Annotated in this window: 18 protein-coding genes; 7 read left to right on the top strand and 11 right to left on the bottom strand. The window is 72.4% G+C overall.

Annotation, left to right across the window (positions count from 1 at the left end):
• The first annotated feature begins 91 nt into the window (after positions 1 to 91).
• Positions 92 to 538: a Crp/Fnr family transcriptional regulator gene (locus F0L46_RS12450; protein ID WP_149818208.1), complete on the top strand. Its 447-nt coding sequence runs from the start codon at positions 92 to 94 to the stop codon at positions 536 to 538.
• A 219-nt stretch (positions 539 to 757) separates the two neighbouring features.
• Here the strand turns inward: F0L46_RS12450 and F0L46_RS12445 are convergent, their stop codons facing one another.
• Both F0L46_RS12445 and F0L46_RS12440 read right to left on the bottom strand, forming a co-directional pair.
• The gene (locus tag F0L46_RS12445; RefSeq protein ID WP_188311948.1) at positions 758 to 2,272 is read right to left on the bottom strand and encodes a CYTH and CHAD domain-containing protein; all 1,515 of its coding nucleotides are present in this window, start codon (positions 2,270 to 2,272) and stop codon (positions 758 to 760) included.
• Between the two features lie 103 nt (positions 2,273 to 2,375).
• Positions 2,376 to 3,746 carry a TAXI family TRAP transporter solute-binding subunit gene (locus F0L46_RS12440; RefSeq protein WP_240539976.1) on the bottom strand — a complete coding sequence of 457 codons (1,371 nt, stop codon included), beginning with the start codon at positions 3,744 to 3,746 and terminating at the stop codon, positions 2,376 to 2,378.
• Positions 3,747 to 3,931: 185 nt separating this feature from the next.
• On the opposite strand from F0L46_RS12440, the gene F0L46_RS12435 reads away from it, so the two are divergent.
• Positions 3,932 to 4,468 (top strand): regulatory protein RecX, encoded by a 537-nt coding sequence (locus F0L46_RS12435; RefSeq protein ID WP_149817961.1) that lies wholly within the window; start codon positions 3,932 to 3,934, stop codon positions 4,466 to 4,468.
• A 5-nt stretch (positions 4,469 to 4,473) separates the two neighbouring features.
• Here the strand turns inward: F0L46_RS12435 and F0L46_RS12430 are convergent, their stop codons facing one another.
• On the bottom strand, positions 4,474 to 5,400 hold the full coding sequence (locus tag F0L46_RS12430; RefSeq protein ID WP_188311947.1) for a LysR family transcriptional regulator: 927 nt from the start codon (positions 5,398 to 5,400) through the stop codon (positions 4,474 to 4,476).
• A gap of 93 nt (positions 5,401 to 5,493) precedes the next feature.
• Here F0L46_RS12430 and F0L46_RS12425 point away from each other — a divergent pair, with 93 nt between their 5' ends.
• Positions 5,494 to 6,366, top strand: coding sequence for an NmrA family NAD(P)-binding protein (locus tag F0L46_RS12425; protein WP_188311946.1), 873 nt, complete (start codon positions 5,494 to 5,496; stop codon positions 6,364 to 6,366).
• A 49-nt stretch (positions 6,367 to 6,415) separates the two neighbouring features.
• Here the strand turns inward: F0L46_RS12425 and F0L46_RS12420 are convergent, their stop codons facing one another.
• The 4 genes from F0L46_RS12420 to fabA form a co-directional block, all read right to left on the bottom strand.
• Positions 6,416 to 7,885 (bottom strand): phospholipase D-like domain-containing protein, encoded by a 1,470-nt coding sequence (locus F0L46_RS12420; protein ID WP_149817956.1) that lies wholly within the window; start codon positions 7,883 to 7,885, stop codon positions 6,416 to 6,418.
• Positions 7,886 to 8,040: 155 nt separating this feature from the next.
• The gene (gene fabI / locus F0L46_RS12415; protein ID WP_149817954.1) at positions 8,041 to 8,868 is read right to left on the bottom strand and encodes an enoyl-ACP reductase FabI; all 828 of its coding nucleotides are present in this window, start codon (positions 8,866 to 8,868) and stop codon (positions 8,041 to 8,043) included.
• 26 nt (positions 8,869 to 8,894) lie between these two features.
• Positions 8,895 to 10,118 carry a beta-ketoacyl-ACP synthase I gene (gene fabB, locus F0L46_RS12410; RefSeq protein WP_149817952.1) on the bottom strand — a complete coding sequence of 408 codons (1,224 nt, stop codon included), beginning with the start codon at positions 10,116 to 10,118 and terminating at the stop codon, positions 8,895 to 8,897.
• 58 nt (positions 10,119 to 10,176) lie between these two features.
• The gene (gene fabA, locus F0L46_RS12405; protein ID WP_149817950.1) at positions 10,177 to 10,701 is read right to left on the bottom strand and encodes a 3-hydroxyacyl-[acyl-carrier-protein] dehydratase FabA; all 525 of its coding nucleotides are present in this window, start codon (positions 10,699 to 10,701) and stop codon (positions 10,177 to 10,179) included.
• A 223-nt stretch (positions 10,702 to 10,924) separates the two neighbouring features.
• Between fabA and irrA the strand changes: the two genes are divergently transcribed.
• A complete protein-coding gene (gene irrA / locus F0L46_RS12400) occupies positions 10,925 to 11,395 on the top strand; it encodes an iron response transcriptional regulator IrrA (RefSeq protein WP_149817948.1) in 471 nt (156 codons plus the stop codon).
• A gap of 53 nt (positions 11,396 to 11,448) precedes the next feature.
• Here the strand turns inward: irrA and F0L46_RS26175 are convergent, their stop codons facing one another.
• Together F0L46_RS26175 and F0L46_RS12395 are read right to left on the bottom strand one after the other, a co-directional pair.
• Positions 11,449 to 11,613 carry a hypothetical protein gene (locus F0L46_RS26175; protein WP_188311945.1) on the bottom strand — a complete coding sequence of 55 codons (165 nt, stop codon included), beginning with the start codon at positions 11,611 to 11,613 and terminating at the stop codon, positions 11,449 to 11,451.
• Between the two features lie 62 nt (positions 11,614 to 11,675).
• Positions 11,676 to 12,230 carry an SH3 domain-containing protein gene (locus F0L46_RS12395; RefSeq protein WP_149817946.1) on the bottom strand — a complete coding sequence of 185 codons (555 nt, stop codon included), beginning with the start codon at positions 12,228 to 12,230 and terminating at the stop codon, positions 11,676 to 11,678.
• A 150-nt stretch (positions 12,231 to 12,380) separates the two neighbouring features.
• Between F0L46_RS12395 and F0L46_RS12390 the strand changes: the two genes are divergently transcribed.
• A complete protein-coding gene (locus F0L46_RS12390) occupies positions 12,381 to 13,373 on the top strand; it encodes a 2-hydroxyacid dehydrogenase (protein ID WP_149817944.1) in 993 nt (330 codons plus the stop codon).
• 11 nt (positions 13,374 to 13,384) lie between these two features.
• Positions 13,385 to 13,768, top strand: a complete 384-nt coding sequence (locus F0L46_RS12385; RefSeq protein WP_149817942.1) for a VOC family protein — start codon at positions 13,385 to 13,387, stop codon at positions 13,766 to 13,768.
• 6 nt (positions 13,769 to 13,774) lie between these two features.
• On the opposite strand, the gene F0L46_RS12380 is transcribed toward F0L46_RS12385, so the two are convergent.
• Positions 13,775 to 14,566, bottom strand: coding sequence for an endonuclease III domain-containing protein (locus F0L46_RS12380; protein WP_149817940.1), 792 nt, complete (start codon positions 14,564 to 14,566; stop codon positions 13,775 to 13,777).
• Between the two features lie 267 nt (positions 14,567 to 14,833).
• Between F0L46_RS12380 and F0L46_RS12375 the strand changes: the two genes are divergently transcribed.
• Positions 14,834 to 15,988 (top strand): aminotransferase, encoded by a 1,155-nt coding sequence (locus F0L46_RS12375; protein WP_149817938.1) that lies wholly within the window; start codon positions 14,834 to 14,836, stop codon positions 15,986 to 15,988.
• 5 nt (positions 15,989 to 15,993) lie between these two features.
• Here F0L46_RS12375 and F0L46_RS12370 read toward each other — a convergent pair whose 3' ends face one another.
• Entirely contained in the window at positions 15,994 to 16,719 is a 726-nt protein-coding gene (locus F0L46_RS12370) for a hypothetical protein (RefSeq protein ID WP_149817936.1), read from the bottom strand.
• Positions 16,720 to 17,078 lie beyond the last annotated feature (359 nt).

Here is a 17,078-nt window from a genome sequence, read left to right as displayed (position 1 = left end):
AAAGGGGGCAGAGGCGGGGCGATTGCCCGGGGCGCGCGCCGCGCCTACAAAGGGTGTCGTGTGGGAGCTTGTGGGGGGACTGCCCGTGCCGATGACCCTTGAGACGGAGGTCCAGAGCCTGCGGCAGATCCCGATGTTCCGGGAGGTCGACCCCTCGCGGCTGCGGCTCCTCGCCTTCACGAGCGAGCGCGTCCAGTTCGGCCCCGGCCAGCGCTTCTTCCAGCAGGGGGACGTGGCGGACGCGGCCTACGTGATCCTGTCGGGCGCCGCCCGCGTGGTGCTCGACGCCGGCGAGGGGGAGATCGACGTGGCGGAGCTCGGTCCCGACGCGCTCGTGGGCGAGATGGGGATCCTCGCCGACAGCCCCCGCTCGGCCTCCGTGGTGGCGGCGGGTCCCACCGTGGCGCTTCGCATCGACCGGGGCGTGTTCCTGGAACTCCTGGCCCAGTTCCCCCAGCTCGCCATTGCCGTCATGCGCGAGCTCGCCGCCCGCCTCGAGCGCACCAACGCCCAGCTCGCCGCCCACGCCAAGGGCTGAGGCCGGCACGAACGCCGCCGCGCGCCCCTCCCCCTTGCGGGAAAGGGTCGGGGGTGGGGGGCGGGACGCGAGAGATCCCGTTGAAGAACGGGCCTGTAGCAGCCTGCGTGCTCCCCGCCTCCCCGCCAGCTCCGACTTTGCGACCCCCACCCCTAACCCCTCCCCGCAAGGGGGAGGGGGAAGGCGCGGCCCGTCGCTTACCGGTCCCGGCCGCTCCCGTCAGGTCCAGAACCGGCGGGCGTCGGCGAGGTCGTCGTGGGCGTCGACGGCCTCGGCGAGCATGCGGCTCTCGTCGACGCGGCCGAAGAGCAGCGGGTCGAGGCGGGAGGCGTGGGGCTCGCCCGCGAGGCGGGCGCGGCCGACCGCGAGGTCGTTGAGGTCGCCCAGATGCTCCTGGAGACGCTCCAGGGCGCCCAGATATGCCTTGGCGCGCCGGGCCGCCTTGCGGCCCTCGAAGGCGGGGGTGAAGAACTCCACGGCGTAGCGCAGCTTCTTCACCGCGATGCGCAGCTCGTGGCGCGGCTCGGGCTCCATGTCGGCGAGCCGGGCGCCCCGCTTCACGAGCCGCTTGGCGCGCCGCCCCAGGAGCCCCGCCGCGAAGGTCTCCACGGGCCCGTCGCGCGCCTCGTCCTCCCCGTCGAGCCATGGACCGGCCTCGACCCATTCGGCGAGGTCGAGGAGCATGGCGCGAAAGCGGGGGGATCGCAACGCCGCGAGCGCGCGCTCGTAGGCCCGCGCGCGCTCGCCCTCCAGGCGCTGCAGGAAGCCCGCGAGATCCTCCTCGTCGGGATTGGCCTTGAGGGCGGGCTGGAGGGTGCGGGCGATGAACACGTCGAGATCGCGGGCGTCGCCGAGCTCGCTCGCGGCCCATTTCACCTCCGCCGCCACGGCATCCCGCCGCTCGTCCGCGAGGATCGGCTTGTGGAGCGAGATCGCGGCCCGCAGGCGGCGCATGGCGACCCGCATCTGGTGCACGGCGTCGGGGTCGCGGGCGAGCCGCAGCGCCGGCTCGTTGCGCAGGAGATGGGCGAGGCATCCCCGGGCGATGGCCTGGAAGCCCTCGCCCGCGCTCATGCCGGGCGTCACGTGCGGCGCGGGGCTCTTCACCCCCTTCGGGGGCTTGCCCGCGAGAAGCGCGTAGCCCCGATCCGCCTTGGTCCGGATCCCGAGCCGCAGGGGCGCCGCCTCGCTCAGGCGCCGGGCGATCGCGAACAGGTCCGCCACCGTGCCGTGCCGGAGCTCGATCTCGACCTCGGCGACGGGCTCCTCCCGCCCGCCCGCCTCGACCACGCCCTCGTCGAGGGTCACTTCTGCTGCGGCCTCGCCCCGCGCCACCTCGGCGGTGGTGCGCTCGACGTGCACCGTGAAGGCGGGCGCGATGCGCCCCGCAACATCCGCCAGGAGATCCCCGACGGGGCCGTCGTCGAGCCCCGACAGGTCCGGCTGGTCGCCCGTCACGTCCCGCTCCCACTCGTCCCGGTCGAACAGGCCGGCGCCGGCCCGGCCGCCGGCCTTGACGGTCTGGATGCGCCGGTCGCCCGAGCGGCGGACGCGCAGGGAGATCCCCGCCTTGCGCAGCTCGCGGTCGGGCGTGTCGAAATAGGTCGCGTGCAGCGCCTTCACGGCCGCGCCCTCGAAAGCCGGATGGGCCCGAAGCGCCGCGAGGCCCGCCTCGTCGGTCTCGAGCTTCAGCTCCACCTCGCGCGGCGCCGGCGGCGTCTGGTCCCGTCCCATGCTTCGTGCCCCGCTTGTCCCCCCTGTTCTACCCCCGGGCTTACCGCAACGGAAGCGGGGCGTCGTCCCCGGGCGGAGGGGCTCTAGCGCCCGCGACGCCCGCTCACGAGATCGCGGCCCGGCGGGCCCGGGGCTCGGCGCCCCGGCGGGCGGCGCCCTCGATCTGGATGCGGCGGTCGGCGATGGCTGCGCGGGCGCTGTCGATGGCGAGGATGAGGGCCGTGGTGGTGCGGGTGCCCGTGGTGCGGTGGCGGGCATAGCGGATCGCGTGGGTGACGAGGCGGTCCACCTCGACGGCGAGGTTCTCCAGGGCCGCCGGATCGCTCGTCTCCCGCGCCTCGGAAAGGATGCACATGAGGCGGTCCAGCACCTCGTCGACGAGCTCGCGGCGCTTGCGCACGAAGAGGCGGGCGAGCCAGGCCAGCCCCGAGGTGAGACTGCCGCCGAAGAACAGCACCATCCAGACGAGATCGCCGTAGCGGTCCATGAAGGAGAGCTGCTCGCGGTTGAAATAGTCGATGGCGCCCTGGTGGTTGGGGAGCGCGGCGCTCGTGGCGGTGTCCGTGTCGGGGGCCTTCATGAGGTTCACGGCCGGCACGTCGCGGGCGATGCGCGAGCGCAGCTGGAAGAGGTGCTGCGCCACCTTCGAGACGGGACCCCGGTCGAGGTCGGCGCGGGCCATGAGGCGGTAGGAGATGCCGACGCTCTTCACCTCCTCCTCGGGCTGGCGCGGGCGCCCGCCCAGGCCGCCCGGCGGGATCGTGACCTCGCCGAGCGCCGGGGTGCGCAGCGCGATGGCCTCGGCCTCGTCGACGGGGATGACGGTGACCTTGCGGTTCGCGGCCGCCGCGACGGCCCGCAGCACGGCCGCCGCCTCCTGGCTCACGGGGGCCGCCACCACCGCCACGGCATCGACGCGCTTGGCCCGCAGCGCCTCCTCGACGCCGTTCTGCGCCAGCGGCACGAGGGTCACGGCGGGCGGGGCAAGATCGTATTGGCGCAGCATCAGCTCCAGGGCCGGCAGGTCCGCCTCGTGGCGGGTCACCACGCCGAGCCGCTTGCCGGAGAGGTTCGGCACCTCCTCGATGCCCGACGCGGTGGGCGCCAGCAGGATGATGGCCTCCTCGCGCAGGACCGCGACGGTCAGCCCGTTCACAGGCAGCATCACGTCCGGGCGCACGAGGGCGAGATCGACGCGCTTGTCCTGGAGCGCCGTCGCGCTCGCCCGCACGTCGTCCACGGGGACGACGGTGAGGCGGACGTCCTTGTCCTGCTCGCGTAGCGCCTGAGCGAAAGCGTTGAGAACCTTGGCCTCCACCCCGTCCCCGGGGCCAACCGCCACGGTCATGATCGCGGGACGCGACACGTAGCGATATCCGACCCACGCCACGGCCGCGCCCAGCGCGAGCCCGACCGCGAGCAGGGTGTAGATCACCTCCTTGCGCCGCAACCGTCTGAGAAGCCGCTCGATCACGCCACCACCCGCAGCAACCCTGCACCTGATCTATTCAACCGGCGCAGCCGCGGTTCGTTGCAGCGCCGACGGGATGCCGCAGGAGCCCTGCCCTCCCTCCTGCCCTGCCCTCCCTCCTGCCCTGTCCTCCCTCCTGCCCTGCCCCCTTGCGCCGCCACCCCGGGAGGGGCCACCTGTCCCATACGATGAAGCCCGACGCCCCCGCCCGCAAACCCCCGAAACCCGTCACCCTCGCCTATCTCGAGCGGGCGGCGCTCTATTATCTGGAGCGCTACGCCTCCTCGGCGGAGAACCTGCGCCGCGTGCTCGTGCGCAAGGTGGAGCGGCGCTGCCGGGAGCGGGACGAGGATCCGGCGGAGGTGATGCCCCTCGTCGACGAGGTGATCCGCCGCGCCGTGTCCGGGGGCTACGTGGACGACAAGGTCTATGCGGAGGGGCGGGTCGCGGCCCTGCGGCGGCGCGGCGGCTCGGCCCGAGGGATCGCCATGAAGCTCGCCGCCAAGGGCCTCGACCGCGAGCTCATCGACACCGCCCTCGATGCCCACGATACCGACGACGCGACCGCCGCCCTGGCGCTCGCCCGCCGCAAGCGCATCGGCCCCTTCCGGGTGAAGGACCGCGCCGAGCACCGCGACCGGGACCTCGGCGCCCTCGCCCGGGGCGGGTTCTCCTTCGACGTGGCGCGGCGGGTGATCGACGGGGACGGGACGCTCGACGACTAGCCCCCTCACAGGGGCATGACGCCCGGAATGCGCAGGGCCTCCTCCCGCACCGTCCGGCGAAGCCAGGCCATGCCGGGATCGGCGTCGAGGGCCTCCGGCCAGATCAGCGTCGGGGTGAAGGGAGCCCGTGCGAAGGGCGGTGGCAGGGCGATGAGGTCGACGCCCTGCGCGAAGCGCATGGCGAGGGTGCGCGGCAGCGTGACGACATGGTCGCTGCGTGCCACGACCGCCATGGCGGCGTAGAAGTGCGGCAGGCGCAGGGCGACCCGCCGCCGGAACCCGAGCCGGGCCAGATCCTCGTCGAGGACGCCGCGCCCGTCGCCGAGAACCGTCACGAGAACATGGTCGAGCCCCGCGAAGCGCTCCAGCGTCCAGTCCTCGGCCGCCGGATGGCCGCGCCGCAGCAGGGTCACGAAGGCGTCGCGATAGAGCGGCTCGCAGCGCAAGCCCGCCGGCAGGGCCTGCTCGGCGATGCCGAAGCTGAGATGGATGCGCCCGTCGCGCAGCTCGTCGAGCATCGCGGCGAGGAAGGGTACGACCCGGACGTCGAGGCGTGGGGCCTCCCGCGACAGGCGCGCCACGAGGTCGGGCAGCAGCAGGATGGTCTGGTGGTCGGTCGCCGCCATCCGGATCTCGCCCTGCCAGGTGGCCGGATCGAAGACCCCCGGCGAGACGAGGCCCGTGATCTCGGCGAGCACGCGCTTGAGAGCGGGCTGGAGCAGGAGCGCGCGCGGCGTCGGCACCAGCCCGTCCGCTCCGCGGGCCAGGATGGGGTCGCCGAGCGTGCCCCGCAGGCGACCGAGCGCCCGGCTCATGGCGGGCTGGCTCATGTTGGCCGCCGCCGCCGCACGCGTGATGTTGCGGTGGTCGATGAGGTGGTCGAGCAGGACCAGGAGGTTCAAGTCGAGGCCGCGTAGGTTCACTTCGCGCATGGTTTGAATGCCATCAATGCATTGGCCGCATGGTTCTGGCGAGCCTACCTCCATCCTATGGCGCCCGGTCAAGGGCGCTCGAAGGAGATCATCATGTTCGTCATCGCAGGAATCACGGGTCAGACGGGCGGGGCAGCGGCGGGCGCGCTGCTCGCGGCGGGGCATCGGGTGCGGGCCTTCGTCCGCGATCCGTCGCGGGCCGCCGCCTGGGCGGCGCGCGGAGTCGAGGTCGTCGCGGGCGACATCGCGGACGCGGCGAGCCTGGAGCGGGCGCTGGCCGGCGCGCAGGGCGCCTACCTCCTGGCCCCGCCCCAGCCCGCGCATCCGGATCCGGTCGGGAGCTATGTGGCCGTCGCGCAGGCCGTGCGTACCGCCGTGCAGCGGGCCGGGCTGGAGCGTCTCGTCTTCCTGTCGTCCGAGGGCGCCCACCTGCCCGCCGGCACGGGCCCGATCAGGGGCCTGCACCGGGCGGAGGAGATTCTGGCGGGGGCCGCGCCGCGGCTCACCTTCCTGCGCGCCGCCTATTTCCAGGACAACTGGCGCGCGGTCCTCGATCTTGCGGCCGCGCAGGGGATCCTGCCGACCATGCTCGGCTCCCCCGAGCGCAAGCGCGCCATGGTGGCGACGGCGGATATCGGGCGCGTGGCGGCCGACCTCCTGACCGGGGGCGGCGCGCCGGCCATCGTCGAGCTGTCCGGTCCGCAGGACTATTCGGCGGAGGACGCGGCGGCGGCCATGAGCGCCGCCCTCGGCCGTCCGGTGAAGGCAGTCGAGCCGCCGCGGGAGGCCTGGACGGGGATCCTGCGCGACGCGGGGGTCGGCGCCGCCTTCGCCGATCTGCTCGCCGAGATGTATGACGGCATCGCGGGCGGCCAAATCGGCTTCTCGGGCGAGGGCGAGGCCCGCCGCGGGGCGACGACGCTAGGCGAGACGGTGGCGGGCTGGGTACGGGCGAAGGCCGCCTGAGCGCTCCGGGCCTGACGATCGTCGCGGGGAACCGGCCCCGCGACGCCGCCTAGCCCCTCTCCCGCTCTCTCTCCCGCGCCACCGTCACCGGCTCAGGCCTGCGCCCGGCGACCTGCCACCAGCGGCGCTCGTGGGCGCGGCGGGGGAGCCGGGAGCGCCAGGCGCGGCCCATCAGGGCCGCTGCGGTCCAGACGAGCCAGATGACGAGGGGCGAGACGAGGAGGAAGGGGAAGATCGTCACGAGCGCCGCGAGGGCCAGCAGCGCCAGCCCCACGGGGGCGATGGAGCGGGCCTCCATGGCGGTGAGCGAGCGCGAGCCCGAGAGCGCGGCTCCCACCGTGGCGCCAAGGCCGATGGCGCCCGTGGCGAAGCGGCGCGCCGCGCGCCCGACGGGGCGCCCGCTCCTGGCCTGGCGGGAAATCCGCTCCCGGGGACGGCCCGTCGCCACCACCTCCGTGGCGTTGGCGAGGTCGTCCATGTACATCGCCTCCATCCCGGCCGCGAAGCCGGCGTCCTCGACGGCGACGTCGATCTCCCAGTTGGTGAACCAGCTCGTCATGTTGAGGTTGGTCGAGCCCACCCGCGACCAGCGGCCGTCGATGACGGCGGTCTTGGCGTGGAGCATGGAGCCGTTCCACTCGAAGACCCGCACGCCCGCGTCGATGAGCGGACGGTAGCCCATGCGCACGAAGGGCTGCAGGAAGGGCACGTCGCTCGACCCCGGCACCAGGAGCCGCACGTCGACCCCGTCGCGGGCGGCCTCCGACAGGGCCCGGACATAGGCGGGGGTCGGCATCATGTAGGCGTCGGTGAGCCACAGGCGCTTGCGGGCCGAGGCCGCCATGAGGAGATCGAGGCGGTAGGTGCCAAGCTCCCCCGGCCGCCCGGCCACCACGCGCACGGGCACGCTGCCGACGGGATCCACGAAGTCGGCGTCGGGGCGCTCGTCGGCGGGCAGAGGCTCGCCGCACAGCGCCCAGGTCTCGGCGAAGGCCGCGTCCACGTCCGCCGCCGCGGGGCCCTGGATCGCGACGCCCGTGTCGCGCCAGGGCGCGGTCGCGCCGTCCTCCGAGCCCGTCCAGTCGGTGGAGACGCATAATCCTGAGACGAAGGCCGTGGTGCCGTCGACCACGATGACCTTGCGGTGGTCGCGCCGGATCCAGAGCGGGGCGGAGAGGCGCAACGGGTTGAAGACGCGGACATCCACCCCCGCCTCGATGAGCTCGGTCCAGAAGCCTGCGCCCGAGCGGCCGGTGCAGCCGAGCCAGTCGTAGAGCACCCGCACCGGCACCCCGGCGCGCGCCCGTTCCATGAGGGCGTCGGCGAAGAGCCGGCCGGCGCGGTCGTCGGCGACGATGAAGTTCTCGAAATGGACGTAATGGCGCGCGCCCCGGATCGCCTCGAGCCACGCCGGATAGTTCTCGGCCGCGTCCCGCAGGAGCCGCACGCCGTTCCCGTCCCGCGGATCGCGACCGGCGATGCGGGTGACGGCACGGGACAGGGTGACGGTATCGAGCACGGGCGCCTTTCACCCGGCCGGAGGGGCCGGAACGAAAGGTCAACGCGCCAGCGGGGCAGGATGTTCGATCGGGGATGCGCAGCGCAGACCTGCAGCCCCGGCGGGCCTCGGAGCCAGGCACCCCGCCGTGGGATCGATCGGGAGCGGCCCGCCGCTCAGTCCTCGCCCGTCACGCCGGCCGCGTCCTGCGCCTTCAGCAGGTCCGGGCGGGGCATGGAGATGATGTTGTAGCCCGAATCCACGTAGTGGATCTCGCCCGTGACGCCCCCCGACAGGTTCGACAGGAGGTAGAGCGCCGAGCCGCCGATCTCCTCGATGCTCACCGTGCGCCGCAAGGGGGCGTTCACCTTCTGGTGGCTGAACATGAGGCGGGCGTCCGCGATGCCGGCGCCGGCGAGCGTACGTACGGGCCCCGCCGAGATGGCGTTGACGCGGATGCCCTCGGGGCCGAGATCGTTGGCGAGGTAGCGCATGCTCGCCTCCAGCGCGGCCTTCGCCACGCCCATGACGTTGTAGTTCGGCATGACCCGGGTCGAGCCGCCATAGGTGAGCGTCAGGAGCGAGCCCCCCGCCTTCATGCGCTTGGCCGCGCGCTGGGCTACCTCCGTGAAGGAGAAGGCGGAGATCACCATGGTGCGGGTGAAGTTGTCCCGGGTGGTGACGTCGACATAGCGGCCCTTGAGCTGCGACTTGTCGGAGAAGCCGATAGCGTGGACCACGAAGTCGAGCCCGTCCCAGGCTTCGTCCAGGCGCGCAAAGGCGGCGTCTACGGAGGCGACGTCCTCCACGTCGCAGGGGACGACGAGCTCCGATCCCACCGACTTCGCCAGCGGCGCGACGCGCTTGCCGAGCGCCTCGCCCTGATAGGTGAAGGCGAGCTCGGCCCCGTGCTCGGCCAGCACCCGGGCGATGCCCCAGGCGATGGAGTGATCGTTCGCGACGCCCATGATGAGCCCGCGCTTCCCCTGCATCAGTCCGGCCACGGGAGCCCCCTTATGTTGTCGCGACGTCAGGCGTCGACGTGCTTCATGACGATGGTGGCGTTGGTGCCGCCGAAGCCGAAGGAATTCGAGAGCACGCAGCCGAGCCGTGCGTCGTCGACGCGCTTCCTCACGATCGGCATATCGGCGAACATCGGGTCGAGCTCCTCGATGTTGGCGCTCTCGCAGATGAAGCCGTTGTTCATCATGAGAAGCGAGTAGATCGCCTCCTGGACGCCCGTGGCGCCGAGCGAGTGGCCCGTAAGCGACTTCGTGGCCGAGATCGGCGGGCACTTGTCGCCGGCGCCGAACACCTCGCGGATCGCCTCGATCTCCTTCTCGTCGCCCACCGGCGTCGAGGTGGCGTGCGGGTTGATGTAGTCGACCTTCGGGCCGACGCCCTGGAGCGCCATGCGCATGCAGCGCACCGCGCCCTCGCCCGACGGCGCGACCATGTCGTGGCCGTCGGAGGTGGCGCCGTAGCCGGCGATCTCGGCGAGGATCCGGGCGCCGCGCGCCTTGGCCCTCTCGTATTCCTCCAGCACCAGCACGCCCGCGCCCCCCGCGATGACGAAGCCGTCGCGGTTCACGTCATAGGCGCGGGACGCGGTGGCCGGGCGGTCGTTGTATTTCGAGGACATGGCGCCCATGGCGTCGAAGAGGACGGAGAGTGTCCAGTCGAGCTCCTCGCAGCCGCCGGCGAACATCACGTCCTGCTTGCCGTACTGGATCATCTCGTAGGCGTTGCCGATGCAATGGTTCGACGTCGCGCAGGCCGAGGAGATCGAGTAGTTCACGCCCTTGATCTTGAACCAGGTGGCGAGCGTCGCCGAGGCGGTCGAGGACATGGCCTTGGGCACCGCGAAGGGGCCGACGCGCTTCGGGCCCTTGGTCCGGGCGATCTCGGCCGATTCCACCACGACCCGGGTCGAGGGCCCGCCGGAGCCCATGATGATCCCCGTGCGCTCGTTGGAGATGTCGCCCTCCTCCAGCCCCGCGTCGCGGATCGCCTGATCCATGGCGACGTGGTTCCAGGCGGTGCCGCCCGCATGGAAGCGCATGGCACGCCGATCCAGCGTCTCCTCGGGGTTGAGGGTCGGGGCGCCGTGGACCTGGCAGCGGAAGCCGAGCCGCTCGTAGTCCTCCGCCCGCACGATGCCGGAGCGGGCCTCGCGCAAGGAAGCCAGCACTTCTTGAGTGTTGTTGCCGATCGAGGACACGATGCCCATGCCGGTGACGACGACGCGTCTCATGGCGTTCTCTCCTGATGCGCGGCTGCCGCCGCCGTCTGTCCTGTGGGGCGACCGGCGATCAGCCGCCCGCCGCCGGCGCCTCGGGCTGGAACAGCCCCACCCGCATGTCCTTGGTCTCGTAGATGCGCCGGCCGTCGGCCTCGAGCCAGCCGTCGGCGATGCCGAGCACGAGCTTCGACTTGAAGACGCGCTTGAAGTCGACGCCGTAGACCACCCGCTTGTGGGTGGGCAGCACCTGGTCGGCGAACTTCACCTCGCCGACGCCGAGCGCCCGGCCCCGGCCGGGCAGGCCGAGCCAGCCCAGATAGAAGCCCGTGAGCTGCCAGAGCGCGTCGACGCCCAGGCACCCCGGCATCACCGGATCGCCCTTGAAGTGGCAGGGGAAGAACCAGAGGTCGGGGCGGATGTCGAGCTCGGCCCGCACGCCGCCCTTGCCGTTCGCGCCGCCGGCCTCCTCGATGGAGGTGATGCGGTCGAACATCAGCATGGGGGGAAGGGGGAGCTGGGCATTGCCGGGGCCGAAGAGCTCGCCGCGCCCGCAGGCCAGAAGCTCCTCGTAGGTGTAACTCGACTGCCGGGACATGGGCGGGGATCGGTCCTCTTGACGTTACGGGCGTCGCGCGAAGCGCGCTCTGGTAACACAGCCGCGCGGGCCATCAAAGGGCGCGCGGCGGGCCGCAAGGCGCCTCGGCGCGGGCCTGCGCGCGAAATGGCCACGCCTCAGCGTTTGTCCGGGTTGAACCCGGGCCCCGCAATGCCTATCACTGTGGCTTGAGCCCCGCACGAGGGTTTTCCCCGGCCAGGATATGACCGTCTCGTTCGATCCCTTTCCCCGTTCCGCGCCCGGCCTCGTCCCGCAGCGGCGCGGCTGCCCCCTGTCGGACCTGCGCGACAAGCTGCGCCGCGTGGGCCTGCGCCCGACGCGCCAGCGCGTGTCGCTCGGCTGGCTCCTCTTCGGCAAGGGCGACCGCCACGTCACGGCGGAGATCCTCTACGAGGAGGCGACCCGCGCGCGCGTGCCGGTGTCCCTCGCCACCGTCTACAACACCCTGCACCAGTTCACGGAAGCCGGCCTCCTGCGCCAGCTCGTGGTCGACGGCGCCAAGGCCTATTTCGACACGAACCCCAGCGAGCACCACCACTTCTTCGTCGAGGACGACGAGCGCCTCATCGACATGCCCGGCGAGGACGTGAAGGTCGTGGATCTGCCCGGCGCGCCCGAGGGCTACGAGGTGGCCCGGGTCGACGTGATCGTGCGCATCCGCCGCCAGGCCTGAGCCCCCGCGGGGGCGCCGCCGGCATCGTCGGCCAGAACGCCTAGCGCGGCGCCTCAGGCGTCGCCCACCAGGGCCGTGACGGTGCCTGTGCCGCGGCACGCCTCGCAGAGCCGGCTCTCCACGCTCCCTGAGCCGCCGCAGGCCGGACAGAGAGTCTCACCCGATTGCGGCGTCCCCGGCGCGACCTCGTCGCCCGGCTTCCTCTCCTGATCGCACATGGGCACCTCCGCTTAGGGGAACGCCCGCGAGGCGACCCCGGTTCAGGCGCGGAGCCCGCTGCTCAATCGAACTTCTCGTTCGGGTAGACCCCCCACAGCCGGTCCTGGCGCATGAAGCCGTCCACGTCGCGGGTGCCGGGCAGCACCACGACGACCCGGCACCAAGTGCCCGAGCACGAGCGCACGTTCACGATCACGTTGGTCTGGAGGCGGGCCACCGTGTCGGCGCGCTCGTCGGCGCGCGCGAGAAGGGCGATGGGCTGCGTCTGGTTCTTGGCCCAGGGCATCACGAGGGCGGTGCGCCGGCCGGACAACAGCGAGTGCAGCACCCAGCCCTCCGTCCCTTCCGCGTCGCGGATGCGCCGCCAGGTCTCGAACTCCGCCACGATCTCCACGGGCAGCCCCGCGCGCTGGAACACCCAGGTCGTGCGGTGGTCCTTCGAGGGGCCCTCGCGCAGGTTCACCCGGTCGGTCTTGAGGCTGACATAGCGGGGCACGGGGAGCTTCGAGACGGGCCCGAGGTCCTGCGCCGCGAGAGACGGCCCCGCAAGGATCGGGAGCAGCAGAAGGGCCGCGGTCAAGCCGGCCAACCTGAGACGACGCAAGCCGTTGCGCATCGGGGTCTCCCGTCGGATTGTGTTTGGGGCCGCCTCTGCTACAGAGCAGGGGCGGAGGCCGCAAGCCGGCCGCTCGTCCCATCTGTCGCCGCATCAGGGTTAAATGTCCGTAAAACCCTGATCATCATCGCCGTCCGGAGCCCCTGGGCCATGAGGAAGAAAGCCGTCGTCGTCGTCACCCGGCGCCTGCCCGACGTGGTCGAGACGCGCATGCGGGAACTGTTCGACACCCGCCTCAACCACGAGGACAAGCCGCTCGGCGCGGCCGAGCTCGCCGAGGCGGTCAAGACCGCCGACGTGCTCGTCCCCACGGTGACGGACGAGATCGACGCCTCGATCCTCGCCCAAGCCGGCCCGAACCTGAAGCTCATCGCGAATTTCGGCAACGGCGTCGACAACATCGACGTCGGCGTGGCGTTGGCGCGCGGCATCACCGTGACGAACACGCCCGGCGTCCTCACCGAGGACACCGCCGACATGACCATGGCCCTGATCCTCGCCGTGGCGCGCCGGGTCGCGGAAGGCGCGCGGGTGATTCCCGAGGACGAGTGGGGCGGCTGGTCGCCCAACTGGATGCTGGGCCACCGTATCACCGGCAAGCGGCTCGGCATCGTCGGCATGGGGCGGATCGGCCAGGCGCTGGCGCGCCGCGCCAAGGCCTTCGGCCTGTCGATCCACTACCACAACCGCCGCCGGGTGCCGACGCGGATCGAGGAGGAGCTGGAGGCCACCTATTGGGAGAGCCTCGACCAGATGCTCGCCCGCATGGACGTGGTCTCGGTCAACTGCCCCCACACCCCCGCCACCTATCACCTGCTGTCGGCGCGGCGCCTGAAGCTCCTCAAGCCCACCGCCATCGTGGTGAACACGGCGCGCGGCGAGATCATCGACGAGACCGCCCTCTCGCGCCTCATCGAGACGGGCGCCATCGGCGGGGCGGGGCTCGACGTGTTCGAGCACGAGCCCGCCGTGAACCCGCGCCTCATCAAGCTCGCCCGCTCCGGCAAGGTGGTGCTGCTCCCCCACATGGGCTCGGCGACCCACGAGAGCCGGATCGACATGGGGGAGAAGGTGATCGTCAACATCAAGACCTTCATGGACGGCCACCGCCCGCCCGACCGGGTGCTGCCGAGCATGCTCTAGGGCGCGGGCCGATGCTCGACCACGTCTCGATCAGCGTGGGCGATCTCGCGCCCGCCGAGCGATTCTACGACGCCGTGATGGCGGCGCTCGGCGTCGAGAAGACCGGCGCCGACGCGGCCTGGCTCGGCTACGGGGCGCGCTGCGACGCCGCCCACCCGGAGCGGTCCTATCTCTCGATCCGCCTCGGGCCCGCCGACCCCTCGCCCGGCCGGCACTGGTGCTTCAAGGCGCGGGACCGCGCCTCCGTCGACGCGTTCTGGCGGGCAGGGCTCGCGGCGGGGGGCACGGACGACGGCCCGCCGGGGCTTCGGCCCCATTACCACCCGAGCTATTACGCCGCCTTCCTCGTCGACCCGAGCGGCAACCGGATCGAGGCCGCCTGCCACCGCGCCTAGGGCCCGTCAGCCCCGTCCCCGCTCCGCGTGGAGGGGCGTGGGACCGCGCCGTGGCGTGCCCGTCCGCTTGGCGTCGCGAGCCGAGGCGCCGGCCGGATCGGGGATCAGCCCCTGGCCCGTGGGGCACAGGTCGAGCACGGGGCAGCGCTGGCAGGCGGGGTTGCGGTCGAAGCAGCAGCGCTGGCCGTGCAGCATCAGGATCTCGTGGTGGTCGTAGACGGCCTGCGCGTCCCAATCCGCAGGCAGCAGCGCCTCCAGGATACGGTGCGAGGGGCCGACATCGATACCCCGCGCCAGGAGCCCCGTGCGCAGGGCCACCCGGTGGTGGTGGCTGTCGACGGGGAGGGCCCGCCGGCGCAGGCGGCTGAAGGCGAGCACCGCCGCGCTCGTCTTGGGCCCGACGCCCGGGATCTCCTCCAGCCAGGCGCGGGCCTCGGGCACGGGGAGGTCGGCGAGGAAGTCGAGCTCCAGGGCGCCGCGCCGTTCCGTGATCGCGCGCAGCACGGCCTGGAGCCGGGGCGCCTTCTGCTCGGGCCAGGTGACGCCCCGGATCAGGCCCTCCACCTCCTCGGTCGGCGCATCGCGCAGCGCCGTCCAGTCGGGGTAGTGCCCCCGCAGGGCCTTGAAGGCGCGCCCCGAATCCGCGTTGCGGGTCCGGTGCGAGAGAAGCGAGGACAGGAGCTCGCTCAAGGGATCGAGATCGTGGAAGTACCCGATCGGGCAGTCATAGGCCGCGCACAGGCGCTCGTGCAGGCGAAGCGCCTTCTCGGCCGGGGGGAGAGCCACATCGTCGGACATGGCAGGGGAATCCGCGGCGATTCCCGCCGGTTCCGAGCCGAGATGCCGCAGGCGCCTCCCCTCCCCCTCGCGGGGAGAGGCCGGGGGTGGGGGTCGGACAGTCGGAGCTCCTCATCGGGAAGGGCGCACGCAGGTCCGTACAGCCCTGTTCTGGACCGGGACCTCTCGCGTCCCGACTCCCACCCCCGACCCCTCCCCGCAAGGGAGAGGGGGATGCCCTCGCGTCGACCTTGTGCTAACGACCCCGCGCCACGCCGGAGCCCCCCGATGAACCCCATCTTCGCCGACCTGCCCACCACGGTGTTCGAGGTGATGTCGCAGCTCGCCCGGGAGACGGGGGCAGTGAATCTCGGCCAGGGCTTCCCCGACGATCCGGGCCCCCTCGACGTGCGCGAGCGGGCGGCGCAAGCCGTGATCGAGGGCTGGAACCAGTACCCGCCCATGATGGGCCTGCCGGAGCTGCGCACCGCGATCGCGGCGCACTACCGCCACTGGCAAGGGCTCGAGCTCCAGGCGGAGACGGAGGTGATGGTGACCTCGGGCGCCACGGAAGCGCTGGCGGGCGCCCTCATGGCGCTGATCGAGCCCGGCGACGAGGTCGTGCTGTTCGAGCCCATGTACGACGCCTATCTGCCGCTGGTCCGCCGGGCGGGCGGCGTGCCGCGCTTCGTCACGCTCCAGCCGCCGGAGTTCCGCCTCACGGAGGAGGCGCTGGCGCGCGCCTTCTCGGACAGGACCCGCGTCGTCCTGTTCAACAATCCCCTCAACCCCACGGGCACGGTCTATGGCGAGGATCAGCTGGCGCTTCTCGCCGAGTTCTGCATCCGCCACGACGCGGTGGCGCTGTGCGACGAGGTGTGGGAGCACGTGGTGTTCGATCGAAGACGCCACCGGCCGCTCATGGCCCTGCCCGGCATGCGCGAGCGCACGATCAAGATCGGCTCGGCGGGCAAGATCTTCAACCTCACGGGCTGGAAGGTCGGCTTCGTGGGCGCGAGCGCGCCCCTCATGCGGGTGCTCGCCAAGGCGCACCAGTTCCTCACCTTCACGACGCCGCCGAACCTCCAGGCCGCCGTGGCCTATGGGCTCGCGAAGGACGACGCCTATTTCGAGACCCTGCGCGCCGACCTTCAGCGCTCCCGCGACCGCTTCGCCGACGGGCTCTCCACGTTGGGCCTCACCGTGATCCCGAGCCAGGGCACCTACTTCCTCAACATCGACATCGCGCCCTTAGGCGAGACCGACGACGCCGCCTTCTGCCGCCGCCTCGTGGTGGATCACGGGGTCGCGGCGATCCCCGTGAGCGCGTTCTACGCGACGCAAGGCGTGAGAACCGTGGTGCGCTTCTGCTTCGCCAAGCGTGACGCCACCCTCGACGCCGCCCTGGAGCGCCTCGCGGGCGTGGTGCGCCGGGCGGCCTGAAGGCCTCACGGCCCGCGGGGGAGCGCCCGCTCGGCGGCCTCGGCCGCGCATTTCGCCCGGTGGGCCGCCTCGTTGATCACCTGGAGGTTCGGCGCGCCCCAATAACGCAGGAGCTCCGGCCAGGGCCGCTCCCGCTCCTCGCGCCAGACCCGGAACAGGGGCACCCGGTGGTCGATCTCGGCGCCGCGCGCGAGGCGCTTGCCCGTGAGTGCGCAACGGTGGCGCTGGCGGCGCTTCAGGGCCATGGCCTGCCCGCTCGGCTGCGTCCACAGGTTCCAGGCCGCCACGCAGGCGCCGTGCCAGCCGCCGCGCGACAGCCGGCCGTCGCCCCACAGGTCCCGGTGCCAGCCTAAGCGAAACACCGGCTGGCCGCAGATCTGGCACCGGCCGGGGCCGGGCAGGTGCTCGGGCTCGCGGAAGGGCATGGGCGGCAGGCGCAGGGTGTGGGGCAGGAACCCCTCCCGCGTGCGGTCGATGCGCCAGGCCCAGCCCTCGGGCGTGCCGCTGAGCTGGGCCAGCGCCCGCGCCAGCCGGTCGGCCCGCAAGGGGTGCGCCCGCCAGAAGGCTGCCACCGCCCGCGACGGCAGGGCCTGCAGGCGCCGCTGCGCCAGGGCATGCCGCCACACCCCCGCCGGGAACGGATCGGGCGCCGCCGCGAGCAGACGCTCCAGGGCCTCGGCGTTCTCGCGCGCGAGGCGGTCGGCATAGGTGAGGCGGGGCCGTTGGGACAAGAGGCGGTGGAGACCGGAGGAGGGATGCCGCGACGGGGGTCGATGGGGGTTTCTCTATCACGCTCCGGCCGACGGTACGAGGTTCCGGGTCCGCACGACCAGGCCACGATCGATCGTTCCTTGCCGCCGTGGCTGGGTGTCGGTTCTTTCATCAGGCGCTCCAAGCCGTGGCCGGTGCGCCCGGCCTCCGACAGGGAGAGGCATCGCGCGGGAAGCGCTGCGATCGAGGGCGGCGCCACGTTCCTCCAGACCTGATATGACCCTATGATCATCCGGCGTGGTCCGGTCGGCGGGTCGAGGGCGCGGGCTCCCCAACCCCAGCATGCATGGGACAGCGATGCTCATCAGGCATACGGCGG

This window comes from Salinarimonas soli, from assembly GCF_008386575.1.
In the GTDB taxonomy this organism is placed as follows: Bacteria; Pseudomonadota; Alphaproteobacteria; order Rhizobiales; family Beijerinckiaceae; genus Salinarimonas_A; species Salinarimonas_A soli.
The sequence above is the reverse complement of the archived record's forward strand: the minus strand, read 5'-3'. Positions and strand labels throughout refer to the sequence as shown.

Excerpts from the sequence above, each read along its gene's own strand:
- F0L46_RS12450 (WP_149818208.1), top strand. The coding sequence starts at position 92 with ATGACCCTTGAGACGGAGGTCCAGAGCCTGCGGCAGATCCCGATGTTC.
- F0L46_RS12445 (WP_188311948.1), bottom strand. The coding sequence starts at position 2,272 with ATGGGACGGGACCAGACGCCGCCGGCGCCGCGCGAGGTGGAGCTGAAG.
- F0L46_RS12435 (WP_149817961.1), top strand. The coding sequence starts at position 3,932 with ATGAAGCCCGACGCCCCCGCCCGCAAACCCCCGAAACCCGTCACCCTC.
- F0L46_RS12430 (WP_188311947.1), bottom strand. The coding sequence starts at position 5,400 with ATGCGCGAAGTGAACCTACGCGGCCTCGACTTGAACCTCCTGGTCCTG.
- F0L46_RS12425 (WP_188311946.1), top strand. The coding sequence starts at position 5,494 with ATGTTCGTCATCGCAGGAATCACGGGTCAGACGGGCGGGGCAGCGGCG.
- fabB (WP_149817952.1), bottom strand. The coding sequence starts at position 10,118 with ATGAGACGCGTCGTCGTCACCGGCATGGGCATCGTGTCCTCGATCGGC.
- fabA (WP_149817950.1), bottom strand. The coding sequence starts at position 10,701 with ATGTCCCGGCAGTCGAGTTACACCTACGAGGAGCTTCTGGCCTGCGGG.
- irrA (WP_149817948.1), top strand. The coding sequence starts at position 10,925 with ATGACCGTCTCGTTCGATCCCTTTCCCCGTTCCGCGCCCGGCCTCGTC.
- F0L46_RS26175 (WP_188311945.1), bottom strand. The coding sequence starts at position 11,613 with ATGTGCGATCAGGAGAGGAAGCCGGGCGACGAGGTCGCGCCGGGGACG.
- F0L46_RS12395 (WP_149817946.1), bottom strand. The coding sequence starts at position 12,230 with ATGCGCAACGGCTTGCGTCGTCTCAGGTTGGCCGGCTTGACCGCGGCC.
- F0L46_RS12390 (WP_149817944.1), top strand. The coding sequence starts at position 12,381 with ATGAGGAAGAAAGCCGTCGTCGTCGTCACCCGGCGCCTGCCCGACGTG.
- F0L46_RS12385 (WP_149817942.1), top strand. The coding sequence starts at position 13,385 with ATGCTCGACCACGTCTCGATCAGCGTGGGCGATCTCGCGCCCGCCGAG.
- F0L46_RS12380 (WP_149817940.1), bottom strand. The coding sequence starts at position 14,566 with ATGTCCGACGATGTGGCTCTCCCCCCGGCCGAGAAGGCGCTTCGCCTG.
- F0L46_RS12375 (WP_149817938.1), top strand. The coding sequence starts at position 14,834 with ATGAACCCCATCTTCGCCGACCTGCCCACCACGGTGTTCGAGGTGATG.